The 17,044-nt window shown below is 63.6% G+C and carries 16 protein-coding genes; 3 read left to right on the plus strand and 13 right to left on the minus strand.

The window, feature by feature from the left end; all coding sequences use genetic code 11:
* Positions 1-41 precede the first annotated feature (41 nt).
* Both JWZ97_RS03590 and JWZ97_RS03595 read right to left on the minus strand, forming a co-directional pair.
* Entirely contained in the window at positions 42-1,307 is a 1,266-nt protein-coding gene (locus tag JWZ97_RS03590; RefSeq protein WP_205433447.1) for an NAD(P)/FAD-dependent oxidoreductase, read from the minus strand.
* A gap of 3 nt (positions 1,308-1,310) precedes the next feature.
* Positions 1,311-1,637, minus strand: coding sequence for a hypothetical protein (locus JWZ97_RS03595; RefSeq protein ID WP_205433448.1), 327 nt, complete (start codon positions 1,635-1,637; stop codon positions 1,311-1,313).
* Positions 1,638-2,007: 370 nt separating this feature from the next.
* Here JWZ97_RS03595 and amoC point away from each other — a divergent pair, with 370 nt between their 5' ends.
* From amoC to amoB, 3 genes are all read left to right on the plus strand, one after another.
* On the plus strand, positions 2,008-2,766 hold the full coding sequence (gene amoC / locus JWZ97_RS03600; RefSeq protein WP_205433449.1) for a bacterial ammonia monooxygenase, subunit AmoC: 759 nt from the start codon (positions 2,008-2,010) through the stop codon (positions 2,764-2,766).
* Positions 2,767-2,893: 127 nt separating this feature from the next.
* Complete coding sequence (gene amoA / locus JWZ97_RS03605) at positions 2,894-3,637, plus strand: bacterial ammonia monooxygenase, subunit AmoA (RefSeq protein WP_205431323.1); 744 nt, start codon at positions 2,894-2,896, stop codon at positions 3,635-3,637.
* A 128-nt stretch (positions 3,638-3,765) separates the two neighbouring features.
* Positions 3,766-5,010 (plus strand): bacterial ammonia monooxygenase, subunit AmoB, encoded by a 1,245-nt coding sequence (gene amoB, locus JWZ97_RS03610; protein ID WP_205431325.1) that lies wholly within the window; start codon positions 3,766-3,768, stop codon positions 5,008-5,010.
* 395 nt (positions 5,011-5,405) lie between these two features.
* On the opposite strand, the gene JWZ97_RS03615 is transcribed toward amoB, so the two are convergent.
* The 11 genes from JWZ97_RS03615 to JWZ97_RS03665 all read right to left on the minus strand — a co-directional run bounded on the left by JWZ97_RS03615 (position 5,406) and on the right by JWZ97_RS03665 (position 16,967).
* On the minus strand, positions 5,406-6,578 hold the full coding sequence (locus JWZ97_RS03615; protein ID WP_205433450.1) for a pyridoxal phosphate-dependent aminotransferase: 1,173 nt from the start codon (positions 6,576-6,578) through the stop codon (positions 5,406-5,408).
* Positions 6,575-7,162 (minus strand): peptide deformylase, encoded by a 588-nt coding sequence (def, locus tag JWZ97_RS03620; RefSeq protein WP_205433451.1) that lies wholly within the window; start codon positions 7,160-7,162, stop codon positions 6,575-6,577. The genes JWZ97_RS03615 and def overlap by 4 nt, the downstream gene beginning before the upstream one ends.
* 175 nt (positions 7,163-7,337) lie before the next feature.
* Positions 7,338-8,417 carry a hypothetical protein gene (locus JWZ97_RS03625; RefSeq protein WP_205433452.1) on the minus strand — a complete coding sequence of 360 codons (1,080 nt, stop codon included), beginning with the start codon at positions 8,415-8,417 and terminating at the stop codon, positions 7,338-7,340.
* Between the two features lie 109 nt (positions 8,418-8,526).
* Positions 8,527-9,654 carry a HupE/UreJ family protein gene (locus tag JWZ97_RS03630; RefSeq protein WP_205433453.1) on the minus strand — a complete coding sequence of 376 codons (1,128 nt, stop codon included), beginning with the start codon at positions 9,652-9,654 and terminating at the stop codon, positions 8,527-8,529.
* On the minus strand, positions 9,651-10,808 hold the full coding sequence (locus JWZ97_RS03635; protein ID WP_205433454.1) for a lipopolysaccharide assembly protein LapB: 1,158 nt from the start codon (positions 10,806-10,808) through the stop codon (positions 9,651-9,653). The genes JWZ97_RS03630 and JWZ97_RS03635 overlap by 4 nt, the downstream gene beginning before the upstream one ends.
* Complete coding sequence (locus tag JWZ97_RS03640; protein ID WP_205433456.1) at positions 10,805-11,494, minus strand: PEP-CTERM sorting domain-containing protein; 690 nt, start codon at positions 11,492-11,494, stop codon at positions 10,805-10,807. Before JWZ97_RS03640 ends, JWZ97_RS03635 begins: the two co-directional genes overlap by 4 nt.
* Positions 11,495-11,577: 83 nt before the next feature.
* Positions 11,578-13,158, minus strand: a complete 1,581-nt coding sequence (locus JWZ97_RS03645) for a DUF4331 domain-containing protein (protein WP_205433457.1) — start codon at positions 13,156-13,158, stop codon at positions 11,578-11,580.
* A gap of 105 nt (positions 13,159-13,263) precedes the next feature.
* On the minus strand, positions 13,264-14,097 hold the full coding sequence (locus tag JWZ97_RS03650) for a cupin domain-containing protein (RefSeq protein ID WP_205433458.1): 834 nt from the start codon (positions 14,095-14,097) through the stop codon (positions 13,264-13,266).
* 4 nt (positions 14,098-14,101) lie between these two features.
* A complete protein-coding gene (locus JWZ97_RS03655; protein ID WP_240342461.1) occupies positions 14,102-14,809 on the minus strand; it encodes a sigma-70 family RNA polymerase sigma factor in 708 nt (235 codons plus the stop codon).
* 132 nt (positions 14,810-14,941) lie between these two features.
* Positions 14,942-16,180 (minus strand): MFS transporter, encoded by a 1,239-nt coding sequence (locus tag JWZ97_RS03660; RefSeq protein ID WP_205433459.1) that lies wholly within the window; start codon positions 16,178-16,180, stop codon positions 14,942-14,944.
* Positions 16,181-16,367: 187 nt separating this feature from the next.
* Positions 16,368-16,967: a CHRD domain-containing protein gene (locus tag JWZ97_RS03665; protein WP_205433461.1), complete on the minus strand. Its 600-nt coding sequence runs from the start codon at positions 16,965-16,967 to the stop codon at positions 16,368-16,370.
* Positions 16,968-17,044 lie beyond the last annotated feature (77 nt).

Raw genomic sequence — 17,044 nt, forward strand, 5'->3', positions numbered from 1 at the left:
CGTCCACGGGGCGACGCGCTTTATCGGTCGTCGTGTGACGGCTACTCGAAGGTGTCGGCGGCGATGTTGCGCTGCCAGCTTTCCGCGTAGCGGGCTTCCTGCCGCTTGTCGGCTTCCAGGGGCGTTTCTCCGCCGCCGGTGGCGACGAGTTGCTTATCGGAATCCGAATATTCATACACGCCGTTGATCGAAATGCCATAGTCCGGTGCCAGCAGGCTGTAGCAGTGGTTGATCAGGGAGGGTGGTCCTGGCTCCCGCCCCGCGAGCCGGTCGACGACCGCCGCCGCGCAGATCTTGGCCTGGGAGTTGGCCGAAAATGCCGATTTGGGCATGGGCGTGGCGTTGCAGGCGTCGCCGATCACGTGGATGCCTGGCCGCAGATGCGATTCGAAGCTGGCCGGGTGGACCGGACACCAGCCGGATGCGTCGGCGAGCCCGGCCGAGGTCGCTAATTCGCCGGCCTTCTGCGGGGGGATGACGTTGATCACATCCGCCCGGTGCTGATTGAATTCCGTATGCACGGTCAAGGTCTTGGCATCGACCCGTTCGAGCCGGCCTTCGTGTTCGGCCGATATCCATTCGATCATGCCGGGGTACAAGGACCGCCAGCCCTGTTGAAACAAGGCTTGCTTGGAAAATGCGGTCTTGCCATCGAGTATGACGACCTTGCTTTTCGGCTTGTGTTGCTTCAGATAGTGGGCGATCAAGGAGGCGCGCTCGTAGGGCCCCGGCGGGCAGCGGTAAGGGTTGGCGGGAGCGGTGATCAGTACCACACCGCCGTCTTTCATGGCGCGGATCTGCTCGCGCAACAGCAGGGTTTGTTCGCCCGCCTGCCAGGCATGCGGCAAACGCGCGCTGGCGGCTTCGTCGTAGCCTTCGATGGCGTCCCAGCGGAAAGCGATGCCCGGCGAAACGATCAGCCGGTCGTAAGCCAGCCGGCTGCCGTCCGCGAGATCGACCGTGCGGAGTGCCGGGTTGATGCGGCTAGCCTGCGCACGCACGATGCGGATACCGTATTTCGCTGCCAGTGCGTCGTACGAACGTTCCAGCCAGTCCAGTTCATGCCAGCCGGCCAACACTTCGTTGGAGCCGGGGCAGGAGAGATAGCGCTTGCTCCTTTCCACCAGGACGACTTCCAGCGCGGGTTCGAAGAGTTTCAGGTACCGGGCGGCCGTGGCGCCGCCATAACCCCCACCGACGACTACGACCCTAGCCTTGCCGAGTGCGCGCGGGCTCGCGCCGTTCCAGCCGGCGAGCGCCGCCATGCCGGCCAGTCTTAGAAAACCTCGTCGATCGTACTTGGGCATGATTCAGTGCGCCGCGAAGAAACGAGCCATGGCTGCATAATCCTCATCCCGGTAGCCGCGGGCGATGCGGTTCATGATGGACGAAACGCGTTGGCCCGATGCAAAAGCACGCATGGCCTGGATGAAATCCGCCTCTTTCATGCCGGCGATCGCCGGTGTTCCGGCTTGGCTGTGCCCGTAAGTGCCGTGGCAGCCGGCGCAAGCGTGTGCGAGGGTGCTCGCGCCGGGCCTCGTGGCCAGGGACGCGGACGTCTGCGCGCGTGCAGCAGGCGGCATGATCACGAGGCTTACGACCAGCAGCAGGCCTATCGGAAATTTCTTTCCTTCCATCCCGGTGTGCAGTGTTGTTGCGGAACGCTGTTTTCCGAAACCACGGGTACGGCGGAGCATGGCGGTATATGCGGTCGCGTAAGAGTCCTCGATTCGCCGGACGGTAACATGAATGCCGGGATACGGGAAAGCTCCGCGACCGCGGGCCCGGAGCAAGGATAATTGCGACCTTCAGAGCATGTTGGTTCGGTACAACAGATGTGACGAAATCACAGCATTGACAGTGGGAGCAGGGGTGTGACAAAGTGCCGCACGCTTGAGCTTCATGGGCCTGCGCCCAAATTAATCGGCAGGCTGGGGTTTAATATAAGTGCTTGATTAAATGGATTTTTTAACGAGCCGCGCTAATCCAAATGCAAGAGGTATCCATATGGCTGCAACAATCATCGGCGGCGTAGCCGAGCAAGAGAAGCCCTTACTCGACCTGAAGTGGCTGACTTTTGCGTTTGCGATCTACACCGTTTTCTATGTGTGGGTACGCTGGTACGAAGGCGTTTACGGCTGGTCCGCCGGTCTGGATTCTTTCGCACCGGAATTCGAAACCTACTGGATGAACTTCCTGTACATCGAAATCGTGCTGGAAATCGTCACCGCATCGCTGCTGTGGGGCTACATCTGGAAGACCCGCGACCGCAACCTGGCCGCCATCACCCCGCGTGAAGAACTGCGCCGCAACTTCACCCACCTGATCTGGCTGTTCGCTTATGCGTGGGCCATCTACTGGGGCGCTTCCTACTTCACCGAGCAGGACGGCACCTGGCATCAGACGATCGTGCGCGACACCGACTTCACCCCGTCGCACATCATCGAGTTCTACCTGAGCTACCCGATCTACATCATCACCGGCTTCGGCGCCTTCCTGTATGCGAAGACCCGTCTGCCGTTCTGGTCGCAGGGTCTGTCTCTGCCCTACCTGATCACGGTGGTCGGTCCTTTCATGATTCTGCCGAACGTCGGTCTGAACGAATGGGGTCACACCTTCTGGTTCATGGAAGAGTTGTTCGTAGCGCCGCTGCACTACGGCTTCGTGTTCTTCGGTTGGTTGGCTCTGGCGATCCTGGGCGTCGTGCTGCAGGTCACCGCCAGTTTCGGCAAACTGATAGGCAAGGAACTCTGCCCGGACCTGTAAGGGTCTGGGCCACGGTCGATCGACCGTTTACCGAGCCCTCAGGGGTTCCGGTTTCATGGTTGATACGGCCGAACAATAAACAGTCGCAGAACTGTAATTACCATAACTCTCTTTAATCGGAGGTAACATGAGCGCACTTCAATCCGCGGTTCGGTCACACGCCGAAGCAGTAAAGGTCTCGCGGACCGTAGACTATATCTTGTTGTTTGTTGTTTTCTTCGTGGTGGTGGGCTCGTACCACATTCACGCCATGTTGACGATGGGTGACTGGGACTTCTGGGTTGACTGGAAGGATCGTCGTCTGTGGGTAACGGTGGTACCGATCGTGTTGATCACCTTCCCGGCGGCGCTGCAGTCGGTGCTGTGGGAACGCTTCCGTCTGCCTTGGGGCGCCACCGTGGCGGTCCTGGGCCTGCTGTTGGGTGAGTGGATCAACCGCTACTTCAACTTCTGGGGCTGGACCTACTTCCCGATCAACCTGGTATTTCCTTCCCAGATCGTACCGGGCGCCATCATCCTGGACACCGTCCTGTTGTTGAGCGGCAGCTACCTGTTCACCGCCATCGTTGGCGCCATGGGCTGGGGCTTGATCTTCTACCCGGGCAACTGGCCGGTCATCGCACCGTTCCACGTACCGGTCGAGTACAACGGCATGCTGCTGTCGGTTGCCGACTTGCAGGGCTACAACTATGTCCGTACCGGTACCCCCGAGTACATCCGCATGGTTGAAAAGGGCACTCTGCGTACCTTCGGTAAGGACGTAGCGCCGGTATCGGCCTTCTTCTCTGCGTTCATGTCCATCCTCATCTACTTCATCTGGCACTTCGTCGGCCGCTGGTTCGGCTCCGTCAAGTTCATTCAGCAGAGCTAATTGCGAGTAGATAAACGGATGGGTGTCGGCGGCGTCCGCACCCATGCGCTGAACCATCAAGAAGAGCACACCGCTGCCGGGCTCACCGGGTAGCGGAAACAACGAACATTCTCGAAAGAGGAGGAACTATGAAAGTAATCAGAGACAGGATCGCGCACTGGTCCTTGGTCGGCTTGTTGTTGGCATTCGCCGCGACCAGCTTCTACGCGCCGAGCGCCTCGGCCCACGGTGAAAAATCGCAGGCTGCGTTCATGCGTATGCGTACCATCCACTGGTACGACCTGAAGTGGTCCAAAGAAAAGGTGCAGGTCAACGAAGACGTTGAAATCACCGGTAAGTTCCACGTCTTCGAAGGCTGGCCGGAAACCGTTGACGAACCGCATGTATCGTTCCTCAACATCGGTATCCCCGGTCCCGTCTTCATCCGCAAGGAATCCTACATCGGCGGTCAGCTGGTGCCGCGTTCCGTGCGTCTGGAAATCGGCAGCACCTACGAGTTCCGCGTCGTACTGCGCGCTCGTCGTCCGGGTGACTGGCACGTACACACCATGTTGAACGTCCAGGGCGGCGGTCCGATCATCGGACCCGGCAAATGGATCACCATTGAAGGCTCCATGGCCAACTTCAAGAACCCGGTGACCACCCTGACCGGTCAGACCATCGACCTGGAAACCTACGGTGAAAGCAACATCGCCTTCTGGCACGTATTCTGGGCAGTGTTCGGCACCGCCTGGATCGTCTGGTGGGTCCGCCGTCCGGTCTTCCTGCCGCGCATCCTGTTGGTTGATGCGGGTCGCGCCAATGAAATCGTCACCCCGACCGACCGCAAGGTAGGCGCCGCCTTCCTGGCCGGCACCATCCTGATCGTGGTGGCTTCCATGAGCGCCACCAACAACAAGTACCCGATCACCATTCCTCTGCAGGCGGGTACTCTGCGTGGCATCCACGCGCTGGAAGAGAAGAAGCCGACCATCGCGATCAAGGTGGAAGACGCCACCTACCGTGTGCCGGGTCGTGCGATTCGCTTCAAGCTGACCATCAGCAACAATGGCACCAGCGCTGTGCGTCTGGGTGAGTTCTACACCGCCTCGGTCCGCTTCCTGGATTCCAATGTCTACAAAGACACCACCGGCTATCCGGAAGACCTGTTGGCGGAAGACGGCCTGAGCGTCAGCGACAACAGCCCGCTGGCTCCGGGTGAAACCCGCACCGTCGAAGTCACCGCTTCCGACGCTGCATGGGAAGTCTATCGTCTGGCCGACATCATCTACGATCCGGACAGCCGTTTCGCCGGTCTGCTGTTCTTCTTCGACGCCGCTGGCACCCGCCAGATCGTCCAGATCGACGCGCCTCTGATCCCGTCCTTCCTGTAAGGTGGGCCTGAGCCGCCCCGCGCGGGGTGGCTCATCCCATCCGAACCGAATCGGGTTCAACTGACCCCCGCCGGGTAACCGGTGGGGGTTTTTTATTTCCGATGGGCCGCTTGTGCCGTGGGTTTTCAGACGCGGACGGCAACCGCCGGTATCGCATTCGAAATTTGAATTCGCTGGCTCGCCGCCGTACAGCGGCCCGCGCCGTTGAGCGTCGGGCTAGTCGCTGTGATCTAGCAATCTCCGCAGGCCCTTCCATTCCTTGCGGGGTCTTTAACCCGGCTCCAATAGGTCATGGTGGGAGCGGCCTTCAGGCCGCGATCTTCGCGGGCTAAAGCCCGCTCCCCCCGATAATGACCCGGCAATCGGGCCACCTTAATCGCATTCGAGGCGGTCTGTCAGGCCGATTTTTCGTACACGCGGAAACGGCCGAGCCGCTGGATCGCCTCTTCGAGCACGGCGTCTTCCTTGGCGAAGCAGAAGCGGACCAGGTGTTCGCCGCCGCCGTCGGGGTAAAAAGCCGAGCCCGGTATGGAGGCCACGCCGGTTTGGTGGAGCAGGGCCAGGGCGGCGGTTTTCGAGTCCGGATAACCGAAAGCGCCGACGTCGGTGAGCACGTAATAAGCGCCTTGCGGAACCAACGGCTTCAGGCCGGCGGCCTTGAGACCCGCGCACAGTTTGTCGCGCTTGGCCTGATATTTGGCACGGAACTGGCCGATGACGTCGCCGGAGGCTTCGAGCCCAGCTAGGACGCCGTATTGCAGGGGAGCGGGCGCGCAGACATAGAGCAGGTCGGCTACCAGGTTGATGGCGCGCGCCAGCGGTTCCGGAGCGACGACGTAGCCCAGCCGCCAGCCGGTGATGCTGAAGGTCTTGGAGAAGCCCTGGATGCTGACGGTCCGATCTTTCAGGTTCCCGATGGTGGCCGGCGAGATGTGGGGGTGGCCGTCGTACGTGATGTATTCGTAGATTTCGTCGGTGATGACCAGTAAATCGTGGTTCCCGGCGACGCGGTCGATGATGCGCAACTCGGCCTCGCTGAACATCTTGCCGCTCGGGTTGGCCGGCGTGCAGATCACGATGGCCTTAGTGTTGGAGCGCAAGGCCGCCCGCAGTGCCTGTTCCTCCAGCGCAAAGCTCGGAGCTTCCAGATTCAGGAACTGCGCTTCCAGGCCGCTCAGCAGGATGGTGTTGAGGTGGTAGCCGTAATAAGGCGCCAGCAGCAGGATGCCGTCGCCGGGATTGAGCAGGGCCGTCAGGGTCGCGGCGAACGCACCCGTCGTGCCGCCCGTCACCACGATATTGGTGTCCGGGTTCACCGTTAGTTTGTTGTCGTGTGCGAGCTTGCGGGCGATGGCCTGTCGCAGTTCCGGTATGCCCTCCGATGACGTGTAGGTGCTGCGGTTTTCGCGGATCGCGGCGATGGCGCCCTCCTTGACCGCATCGGGGGCGGGCAGGTCGCCCAGACCCTGGCCCAGGTTGATGCCGCCCACCCGTTCGCATTCGCGGGTCATGTAACGGATGTCGGACGGTTGCAGGTCGGCGATGCGGCGTGACGGACTGATGCTCATGCTAGGGGTTCCTGTCTGGAGGTTACGGGAGTCGGATCGCGAAAAAGCTCGTAATTTTGTCGGCTGCTGAAGGTGCGGGAGTCCATGCGGTCGATGTACAGGCCGCCGTTCAGATGGTCGATTTCGTGTTGCAGGATGCGGGCATACCAGCCGGACGCCGCGATGGTTTTTTCGATGCCTTGCTCGTCCAGACAGCGGACCCGCACCGATTGCGCACGCCGGACCTCCGCGAGGTAGCCGTTCAGGCTCAAACAGCCTTCGAAGAAGTTTGCGCCATCGGGCGAATACGCGATGATCTCGGGATTGACGATCACGTGAAATGGCACCGGCACCCGGCCCTTGGCGGTCATTTCCTCGGCAGGCAGGCCGCGGTGATATTCGGCCCGGTCTTCGATCACCGCGAGGCGCAAGGACCGGCCGATTTGCGGCGCGGCGAGGCCCACACCGGGCGCGGCGCGTAGGGTTTCCCGCATGCTTTCGATCAGGCGCCGGATCTCGGGGCCCAGTATCTCGGCGGGCGTCAAGGCGCGCGCCGATAGCCTCAGCACGGGGTCGCCGACTTGCACGATATTGAGAGTCGTCATTTTGGTTTCGATGAGATGACGTGCCGCCAAATAAGCAGCATTCATGCCGTGACAGGGGATGGCAGGCGTGGAGTGGACGCTTAGGGCCCGGACCCTGTGCTTTCGGTCCGAAGCCCGGTCATTTGATGCTGGCGTGGTGGCGAATCAGCAGTCGATGACTGAAAAGCAACAGTGCTCAGCGCGGGACCTTCAAAGCGAAGCTGAGCCCCTCGCCGGCTTCCCCGCCCAGACAAATCACCGAATGCCAGACGCAGGTTTCCAAATCGTGCTGGCGCATCAGTAATACGTCACCCGGCTGCAGGACAAAGGCATGGCCGCGTTCCAGCAGATGGCGGAAAAAGTCCGGGCTGCGGTCGATCAGCGCTTCAGCCGCTTCGTGATCCGCTTCCTCCAGATAGGCCGAAAAGGCCTGCCGGTCGGCCACCAGGGGCCGCAGTTCGGCCCATTCGCCATCCGGCGCAGCCGCCAGGAAGTCGGCGATCTCGTCCATCAGTTTGGGTTTTGATAGGGCGAACCAGAAGGTCGATCCGCTCATCTGGGCGAATACCACGCCATTGTGTCCGCGCTCCACGTCGTGATGCATCTGCGCGCCACCGTTAGGCGCGTTGAAATAGACGATGCGCTCCATGTAGTTGACGGCGCTATTGCCCAGCAGCTGGGCGAGGATGGCATTCAGACCGGCATGGCCGGTCACCGCCGCAGATTCCGGAAATATCACATCCGTCAGTTTCGCCGCCCAGAGCTGGCTGTCCTGATCGGAGGCCACGTCTTCATAGCCTTCCATGCCGAAAGAGAAGCGGAAGCGCAGGCTGCCGTCGCTCTCGTCGAAGGACAGCCAGGAGGCCTTGCACCAGAGGTTGTCGGCCACGATGTCGTCGTCCTGCCAGGCATCGAAATACACTTTTTCGATGCCTTGGTCGTCGTGTTCCTCGAAGCTGGAGGCCGACAGGTCGAAATCGGCCTGCAAGCGCTCCGCGTAGGGCTCGGACTCCAATAGCTCGGAAACTACGGCGCCGTCACGCGTTTGTTCGAACAAGCGGTGGGCTTGTTCGATATCCTCGCGGAAGCTCGGGATCACATCGACCAGCAGGGAAGGCAGAAAAACCGGTTCGTGCCGCTGCCAAGCCTGCTTGATATCCTCGATGTCGGGCATCGCCGGCCTCACGTCCTCTCGTATCCATCCGTAAAGGACGCCGCGCCGGCGCAAGGGCAAATCCAGGGGAGATTCTTGAGTGGCCAGATAACGTAAGCTCATGGGGCAGGTTTTTCGTTTGGGTGTCTGAAAGCGTATGTGATCAGCGGTGCATTTTAACCGCTCTGCGACGCCCCGCGTGCCTGTTCGATGCTTTAAACGGTGAAGGTTTTCAGCCCGCAGAGCCCAGGAGCCGGACGTCCAGTCCGCGTTCCAACAGCCAGACGCCCGCCAGCAGGGCGATGGCGACGGAACCGGATTGCAGGACGGCCGTGCGATAGAGCCGCAGCCGGCTGAGTCGCCAGGCGAGCGGAAAGACGATGCCGACGATGGCCAGTTGCCCCATTTCCACGCCGAGGTTGAAACCGAGCAGTCCCCGCAATCGAGCTGTTTCGGGCAGGGCGAGAGCGGACAGCACGGCGGCGAAGCCGAGCCCGTGCACTAGGCCGAAGACGAAGGCCAGCCAGGGGCGCCGACCGTGCAACCAGGGGAAAAGATTGTTCAGCGCCGCGGCGGCGACGGAGGCGGCTATCGCAGATTCCACCCAGCGCGAGGGCAGATCGAGGTAGCCGAGGGCGGCCAGGCTGAGGGTGGCCGAATGTGCCAGGGTGAAGGCGGTGACGACCGCGACGACGTCGCCCAGTGCGTGGCGGAAGTTGGCGGCGGGCCGCCATGACTTGTCCTGCCGGACCAGCACGGCAGGCAGCAGCAGGCTTAGCAAGAACAGGATGTGGTCGTAGCCCGTCCAGATATGCCAGACGCCTTCCCGGATGAAATCGGCCAGTTCATCCAGCCTGCCGCCGTTTTCGGCAAGCTCGAAAACCCGGCGCGCGTCGTCCGGACCCAGGACCGCGGTCTTCGTTTCCGCGCCGTGGGTGAGGCGCAACAGTCCTCGATGCTGCGGATCGAGATCCCGGAACAAGCGGTAGTCCACGGCCAGTTTCGACACCGGACCCGGGCACCGGGCAGCGAACTGGAGCACGGCGTATTTGCCGTCCGTGTGTTCGTCCACCAGCATGTCGGCCAGCGCCGTCGGGCAGGCCGAGCCGCCGGCACTCAGCGTGAGCCGGGCCAGCGCATAGGTCGCGACTTCGGCTTTGCGCCGGCGCAGTTCGCCCCAGGTGATGGCACCGTCGTCGTTGGCATCCAGGCCCAAGGCATAGTCCAGGTCGCGCAAGGCGATGTCCCAACGGCCGTTCAGGCCATCCGCGCCAAGATCGAGCGTCAGGTAGCTGTCGCTGGGCTTGTGCGCCCAGGCGTCGGTGGTGACGAGGGCCAACAGCAGGAACAAGGCATTCATGGTTCCGCCTTGGCAGGGGCGGCCAGCCAGGCTTGCAGGCGCACGTCTTCCAGCCGGGTGCGGGAGAGAAATTCGCGGACGGGACTTGCCGCGTCGGGTCGGCCCGCCGCGCGAGCCGCTTCCAAGAGGATGCGGGCGTCCCTGGGTTCGCGCTGTACCTGCCAGTTGGCTGCGGCCAGAAGCAAGGAGGCCAGCGCGTCGCCCTCGATATGCAAGGCGTAGCGGGCTTCGTCGCCCTGGTGGGTGCTGTCGCCTCGCGCCCGGGCGGCCGCATACCGCGCCTTCAGGGCCAGTGCGTGTTCGCTCCGGCGCGGGTGGCCAGCCCGCATTTCGGCCAGACAAAGGCGCAGCAGCAGGGGGTCGGCGCGGGTTTCGTCTTGCAGCAGGTCAATGACATCGTCCGGTCGGTCCTGCTCCAGCAGGAAGTCGGCGTAAGCCGAGAGCAGGTAGACGTTGCGCTGCGCCAGGGCTAGCGCCGACCGGTACCAGGACTCGGCTTCGGCCGGTTTGCCCAGCCTTTCGGCCAATTCGGCCAATACACCACGGGTCCACACGGCCTCCTCGGTATCCGCCGGCGCTTCGGAAACGATGGGGACGAGCCGTTTGTAAGCGGCCCGGGCCTTCCCCGACAGACTGAGGGCGGACTCGCGGCAGACCGCCGCCGCCGGTGAGGCGGTCAAGCGCCCCAGGGTCAGACAGGCCCGGAGCGCGCCGGGATAATCGCCCTGCACTTCGAGGATGGCGGCCCGGCTTAGCCAGGCTTGCGGTAGGCGAGAATTGAGGCGGAGCGCGGCATCGAGATCGGCCAAGGCCGCCTGGAATGCGTGGCGGTTCTGTAGGACCGTGGCCCGCAGTAGCAAGGCTTCCGGGTCGGTGCCGGCTAGCCAGGGTGTAAGCACCGCTTCGGCGTGGCCGTAGAAACGCGGGTCGGAATCGGCCCGGCCGACCTCGATGTAGCGCCTGGCCAATGCGAGGGCCAGGTCGCGGCGCTGCGGCCGCTCTCCGAGTGCGGCCCGCAACTCCCGCAGTTCCCGGCGCTCCGGGCGGGGCAGAGGCAGTTTCTCCAGCACCTCGTCGTCGGCGGCGGGCCGATAGGCCTGGGGATAGGCCGCCGTGCTCAGCCACAGCCCCAAAATCGCGATCCAGCGCTTCATGCCCCGGTGTCCCGGCGACGGAGCGCGATCAGCAACAGTCCTGCCGGCAGCAGCAACCAGGTTCCGGGCTCCGGCACCGTCTCGATGCGGAAAGCGAGATTGGCGAGATTGGACGAGCCGCCGGTGGATTCGGCGATGAGTTGGAAATCCAGCGTCCCCGTCGCGACCCCGTCCGGGAGCGCGAAGGTCCGCAGCAGCTTGAGCACATCGCCGCCTCCGGTATCGAACAACAGGCTTTCCGGCGCCAGGCCGCCGACGGCGAAGCTCAGTTCTATGCTGGCCAGCCCCGCGATGACCTGGCTCAGATCCAGGTCGAGGACTAAGCGCAAGGGGCCGCCGGGATTGGCGAAATCGCCGGAGAACGACACGACGGACGAGGCCCGGGCGGATTCGTCTCCGAAAGCCAGGCTTTCCGTGCCGATCGAAACAAAGCCGTCCTCGGCGGAGCCAAATGCGTATGCGCTGCTGTCCGCGCCGCTCGCCGCCGCTTCTCTGAATACCGGCACGGTACCTGGCGGGACGGCCTCGGCGTACGACCGGCTGTCGATGGCACCGCCGAGCGCGTCTCCCACTTCGGCCGAGCCGAGCAGGTCGTATTGGGTGTCGATGTAGGCGACCGGAACGGCCCCGGCGTTCGATGCCGCCCACAAGAGAAATGCGGCCAGGCCGCGATGCATGTGTTTCATGATTTTCTCCCGATCGGTTTTACGTCACATCCGGCAAGTGCGGAGCGGGAGGCAGTCGCACCCGCTCCGCGGCATGCCCGGTCTCAGAACGCGCAGGCCGGCCCCGCGCCCGCGGTGCAGCCGGCCTCGCCCGGATCGATGTGGCGGCTGTCGCGGCCCGAGTGGGCCGGGGCGAGGTAGGGGAAGGTCGCCCGGTAAGGCTTGTCGTTGTCGTTCACGCCGTCGCCGATGGCGTTATTGGGAAACACGTTGAAAGCCGGATTGAACACGCCTACCACGGCCTGGGCGGCGATGTCGGTGACGTCGTCTCCCAGGCGCCGCCCATTCGGATAGCCGGCCGGATCGCTGCCCAACAGGCCGAGCCGGCTATATGTCGGACTGGTCGGCGAGGTGGGCGGTACGCCCGTATTGAGGCGCAGCAGGTCGGCCACCGGTCCTGCCGGCGTGCCGGGCGCGGCGATGGGCGGTGCGTAGGTAACCAGGGGCAACAGGTCGGTGCGCGGCGGAGTTGGTATGGACACGCCGGGCGGCGCGAGGACGGCGTAGACCGCATTGATCACGCGGGCCAGGAGCGGATCGAGCGCGAACGAGGCGAACTGGGCGTCGTTTTTGGGCTGGCTCATGCTGAACTTGTCCTTGGAGCCGGTGCCGATAATGAGCTCGTTGAAGAGCGGTTGACCCATGCGCTGGATCTGCGTCCAGGTAGAGGAAACCAGCGCCGGCGCGCCGGGATTGCCGGAATAGGTCTTCACCTTGGGCCTGGACGTGGTTCCCCAGAAGCCCAGGGTGGCGGCCGGGTCCCCGGCGGCATGCCGGTTGCCGTCGCGGGTCAGGAGTGCGATGGGTACCTCGATGGCGATGGCGTTGACGTTGTAGCCGGCCACGTCGTCGGCGGCGAAATTCTGCTCGGCGGCGATTTCGGCCGGTGTCAGCACGCCCGGCACGCCTGAACCCAATACCCGGAAATTCAGGGAATCGAAGGCCGCCCCCAAATCGATCCAGAAGGGATCGTCCACGGTGCCGGCGAACACCGAAACGCCGCCGGCCAGGGGCCTGATACCTTGCTCGTAAAGGCCCAGAGGCTGGTCGTAGGTGGGCATGGTACGCGGCCCCACGTTGCTGGGAACCGCGATCAAATCGTGTCCCAACACGGTGCGGACGCCTCCCTTGACCATGGTCACGCTGTAGCGCTGGCGCACGCTCAGGCCGGCATCGGTGAGGCTGTTGATGGCAGGCGGAACGATCAGGGTGCCCGGCGCGACCGGCGCAGGGGACCCGGCCGGCGCAAAAAATCCGGTCCCCGCACCCACGTAGGCCGTGAACACGCCGGGCAGGCCGATCTCCGTCCTGAAGCGGAATTCGAAGACCACGTCTTCCACCGCGTCGTTGTTGTTGTCGACGCGGATGGCGTAGAGGATTTCGGGATCGAAAGGAAAGTAGTTCGGACCGTTGGCGGGCTCCAGCAAGGGGTCCACGTCGAGGATCAAAGTGACTTTGCCGGGATCGTCGTAGCTGACGAAGGCGAAGAAGTCGGTGATGTCGGCCTTGGGGTCCAAGGCGGTCAGCGGGGCTTCGCGGTGGTTGGCGCCGTGGGCGATGCCTCCGCACAGGGCCAGCAGCAGAGCCGGGACGAGGGCCGCGGTCTTGAAATGAGCGTGTTGCATGATGTCCTCCGTAGGCGGGTGTGTTTGCACTAAGCCTTACGGAGGAATTCGGAAACCGGATGCAGGCCGCGTAATTCTGGCCCTTGCCGGAAGGATCGCGTCGGACTAGGGCGTTACCTGTCCGCGCACGAAAAGCAGGGCGCCGGTGTCGCTTGAAATGGGGCCGTGGCGGGTGCCGGCCGGAGCCAGATGGTAGTCCCCGGCCCGCAGCAGCAAATCGCCTAAGAAGATATCGCCGCTCAGCATCATGCATTCCTCGTCGATGGCGTGGGCATGGCCTTCCAGTTCGGCGCCGGGGTCCAGGCAGCAGAAGTACGAGCGCCGCGTGCCGTCCGACCATAGCGGCTTGGTCCTGACGCCTGGCGCGAGTTCCTCCCAACCGCTCTCGTCGCGGCCATAGACGGTGAGCGGAGCCCCCCCGGCATGGGGCAGCAGGCCGCCGAGCAATTCTTTCAGCGCTCCGCCGGTGTCGCCGAGCGACGTACCGCGCAGGAAGGCGAGGGCGCCCTGACGGGAGGCGATGCGGCCGTGGCGGCTGCCGGCCGGGGAAAGATGATAGTCGCCGGGGCCGAGATCCAGGTCGCCCATCTGCAAACCGCCGTCCAGTACGATGCCTTCTTCGATCCAGCGATGGCGATGGATGGGCAGGCCCGCGCCGGGCGCGAGTTCCAGCAGCATCGAATTGCCCTCGGAACCGTTCCACAAGGGTTTGTAGCGGACGCCGGGGCGCAGGCGTGACCAGGCGCCACGGTTGCCGCGCACCGTCAAAAAATTCGCGTTATCGGCGGCGCTCCGCGCGATCTTGCTCATGAGCCGCTGCCTGATGGCTACGCCGCGTTGCGGCGGCGGGATTTCCGCGAGGTTTTCCCACAGCAGGCAGTCCAGGTCCACTTGTTCGGCGTCGTCGCCGGGCTTTTCGATGTCGGATTTATTGCTCATTCGTTTAAGGACTCGTGTCGTCCGCGCTCAAGACTTGCTTCAGTTTCAGCAAGGCCCTGCGGATTTGCGATTTCACGGTGCCCAGCGGCAGACTCGTCTGAACCGCGATCTCGTCATGGCTCAATCCGCGAAAGAAAGCCAGCGCGACCAGTTGCAGCGGCAGCGCATCCAGGTCGGACAAGGCCTGTCGCAGGCGCTGGCCATCCTGCAGCGCCCCGATCCAATCCGCGGGGTCGGGGAGGTTCGCCGGAACCCGATCCAGGTCCTCGCTGCCGGTCTCGGCCTGGACCGATTTCTCGGCCCGCCTGGCGTCCAGGGCGCGGCTGCGGGCGATGGTCATGATCCACGCAATCGCCGAGCCCCGTTCGGCATCGAAGCGGGGAGCCTGGCGCCAGACTTGCCAGAAGGTGTCTTCCACCACTTCCTCGGCCAGCGCGGCGCGTCCCGCGATGCGTAAGGCCAGGTGGTAGACCCTGCTAGCCAGACGGTCGTAAATCGACGCTAGGGCCTGCTGATCCTGGTCGACCACGCAGGCTAACAGCCGGCGCAATTCGCCTTCGTCGACTGCTGCGGAAACGGCTGCCGGCGGGGATGAGCGCGACGCGGTGGAGGTGTCGGGAACGAGCTCGCATTCCGGAAACGGGCTGTCCCCCCGCTCGCCGGAATCGCTCACTTCTTCCTCTTCGTTTTCCACCATCGGATAAGTGCCCATTCAGTTCGTTATACGCGCGCGGCGGGCATTCGGATGCCGCACAGGCCCGGGCCGGGCTAAGGCAAGCCGCGGCCCATGGCGGTTCGGTGTCCAAGAGCCATTCTAATCCAAGGTGAAATCCGGCCGCATGCGCTAGGACGGGCGGCGCTCCAGTTCGGGGAAGCGGTCCATGGTGCGCAATTCCGGAAACCCGCGCATCCACAGCAGGGCGACCAGCAGGGTGGCCACGCCGCCCAGCACGACGGCGGGCTTGAGGCCGAACAGCACCACCGCCATGCCGGATTCGAATTCGCCGAGTTCGTTGGATGCGCCGATGAACACCGAATTCACCGCGCTGACCCGGCCGCGGATGGCGTCCGGGGTTTCCGATTGCACCAGCATCTGGCGTATGTAGACGCTGACCATGTCGCCTGCACCCAGCAGGAACAAGGCGGCCAATGAAAGATAAAACAGCTCGGACATGCCGAAAACGATGGTTGCCGTGCCGAACAGGACAACCCCGGCAAACATCCGATGGCCCACGCGCCGGGTGATGGGGAAAAAGGTCAGCAGCAGCGCGGTCATCGCCGCTCCCACGCCGGGAGCGGTGCGCAGGAGGCCGAGGCCGTCCGGTCCCACGTGCAGGATGTCGCTGGCGTAGGCCGGGAGCAGGGCCGTGGCGCCGCCGAACAATACCGCGAACAGATCCAGCGAGATGGCGCCCAGCACTACCGGTCTGGAGCGGACGAAACGCAGCCCTTCCAACAGGGTGCGCAGGCTCGCCGGTTCCTTGCCGGCTACCCTCTGCGAGGTACGCGCCAGGCCTATCATCACCATGGAGAGCGTCAACGCCAGCGAGACGACGAAATAAACGATGTGCGGACCGGCGAGGTAAAGCAGTCCACCCAGGGCGGGTCCGGTGATGACGGCGACCTGAAAACCGGTGGATGCGATGGCCATGGCGCGGGGAAAATCCGCGGAGTCGACCAGATTGGGCAGGATGGCCTGGTTGGTCGGCATCATGAAGGCGCGCGCCGAGCCGTAGATGGACATCACCGCGAACACCGGCCAGGCCTCGGTCAGCCCGTTCAGGGTGAAATGCAGCAGGAGCAGTGCGCACACGCATTGCGCCGCGTAACACAAAAAAAGTATCCGCCGCCGATCGGCGCGATCGGCCACCTGTCCGGCAATCAGCACCAGCAGCACGAAGGGGGCGAACTGCGCCAGGCCGATCAGCCCCAAGTCCAGAGCATTGCCGGTGAGGGCGTAAACCTGCCAACCCACCGCGACGCCCTGCATTTGCACGGCGAGGGCGGACAGCCAGCGGGAAACGAGATAAAGCGTGAAATTGCGCTGGCGCAAGACGCCCCAGGCGCTGGAGGATGAACTCATAATACGGGTCGAGGAAGGATGCGGGTGGCGGGATCGGCGGGGTACGGGGCGATGCAGCGGCCATGAGGCGACTAATGCGGGATCCCCGATATCACGAGTCGGCAGTCAACCCGGATCCCTGGCCTGCGCGTGCAGACGCCGGCCAGGGGTCTGGATGGGAAGAAAAGAGCGCTTGCAGCGTATCTCCTTAGTTCGGGAGAACTCCAGTGCGCCGTTTGGCGAGGACCAACAAGGCGCTCACGCCCAGACCCAACATGGACAAGCTACCCGGCAAGGGTACCGCCGTGAGGAAACCGCGGATTTCTCCCCCGGGAAACAGGCTGCTGTGGATGTTGAAGTATGCTTGGCCGGCGGCCAGTCCGGCACCCAGCGCGGCTTCGGCGCCGCCGACAGTGCCGCCGTGTGAGGTGATGAATGACGAATTCCAACTCGTATCCTGAGTCAGGTCGAACGTGTGGGTATAGGAGCCACTCGTAGTTCCTGTAGGAAATCCCGTGAAGGTCGGCGTGGTCGTCGCGACTCCGGCCGTTCCCGTCCCTGGTACGGCGGTGCAGCAATGGATATGCGCGGCGGTGTTGCCGGCGAGCAGACCCGCGAAACTCACGTCGACCGTTAGCGTGTGGGCCACTTCGTCAAAGCTTACCAAGGCCGTTCCGGTGCCGGGCGAGGCGTTGGGCGACGCTTCGGCGGCGCCGCTCAGAGTCGCTTGATAGATTTCGCTGGCCGACGCCCCACCGGCCGTCAAAAGCAAGGGTAAAAAGAATGCAAGACACGAACGCTTGAACATGTAACCTCCTCACCAACTCGTTATTGATCGAATGACACCCGCGCGCCGATCGCCTGACGCTGGGCGGACGAAACGGA

The sequence above is a fragment of the Methylococcus sp. EFPC2 genome (genome assembly GCF_016925495.1).
Classification (GTDB): Bacteria; Pseudomonadota; Gammaproteobacteria; order Methylococcales; family Methylococcaceae; genus EFPC2.

Coding starts and splice junctions, on each gene's coding strand:
- JWZ97_RS03590 (WP_205433447.1), bottom strand. CDS start 1,307: ATGCCCAAGTACGATCGACGAGGTTTTCTAAGACTGGCCGGCATGGCG.
- JWZ97_RS03650 (WP_205433458.1), bottom strand. CDS start 14,097: ATGAGCAATAAATCCGACATCGAAAAGCCCGGCGACGACGCCGAACAA.
- JWZ97_RS03615 (WP_205433450.1), bottom strand. CDS start 6,578: ATGAGCATCAGTCCGTCACGCCGCATCGCCGACCTGCAACCGTCCGAC.
- JWZ97_RS03645 (WP_205433457.1), bottom strand. CDS start 13,158: ATGCAACACGCTCATTTCAAGACCGCGGCCCTCGTCCCGGCTCTGCTG.
- JWZ97_RS03625 (WP_205433452.1), bottom strand. CDS start 8,417: ATGAGCTTACGTTATCTGGCCACTCAAGAATCTCCCCTGGATTTGCCC.
- JWZ97_RS03595 (WP_205433448.1), bottom strand. CDS start 1,637: ATGGAAGGAAAGAAATTTCCGATAGGCCTGCTGCTGGTCGTAAGCCTC.
- amoC (WP_205433449.1), top strand. CDS start 2,008: ATGGCTGCAACAATCATCGGCGGCGTAGCCGAGCAAGAGAAGCCCTTA.
- JWZ97_RS03655 (WP_240342461.1), bottom strand. CDS start 14,809: ATGGGCACTTATCCGATGGTGGAAAACGAAGAGGAAGAAGTGAGCGAT.
- JWZ97_RS03630 (WP_205433453.1), bottom strand. CDS start 9,654: ATGAATGCCTTGTTCCTGCTGTTGGCCCTCGTCACCACCGACGCCTGG.
- JWZ97_RS03640 (WP_205433456.1), bottom strand. CDS start 11,494: ATGAAACACATGCATCGCGGCCTGGCCGCATTTCTCTTGTGGGCGGCA.
- JWZ97_RS03665 (WP_205433461.1), bottom strand. CDS start 16,967: ATGTTCAAGCGTTCGTGTCTTGCATTCTTTTTACCCTTGCTTTTGACG.
- amoB (WP_205431325.1), top strand. CDS start 3,766: ATGAAAGTAATCAGAGACAGGATCGCGCACTGGTCCTTGGTCGGCTTG.
- JWZ97_RS03660 (WP_205433459.1), bottom strand. CDS start 16,180: ATGAGTTCATCCTCCAGCGCCTGGGGCGTCTTGCGCCAGCGCAATTTC.
- JWZ97_RS03635 (WP_205433454.1), bottom strand. CDS start 10,808: ATGAAGCGCTGGATCGCGATTTTGGGGCTGTGGCTGAGCACGGCGGCC.
- def (WP_205433451.1), bottom strand. CDS start 7,162: ATGACGACTCTCAATATCGTGCAAGTCGGCGACCCCGTGCTGAGGCTA.
- amoA (WP_205431323.1), top strand. CDS start 2,894: ATGAGCGCACTTCAATCCGCGGTTCGGTCACACGCCGAAGCAGTAAAG.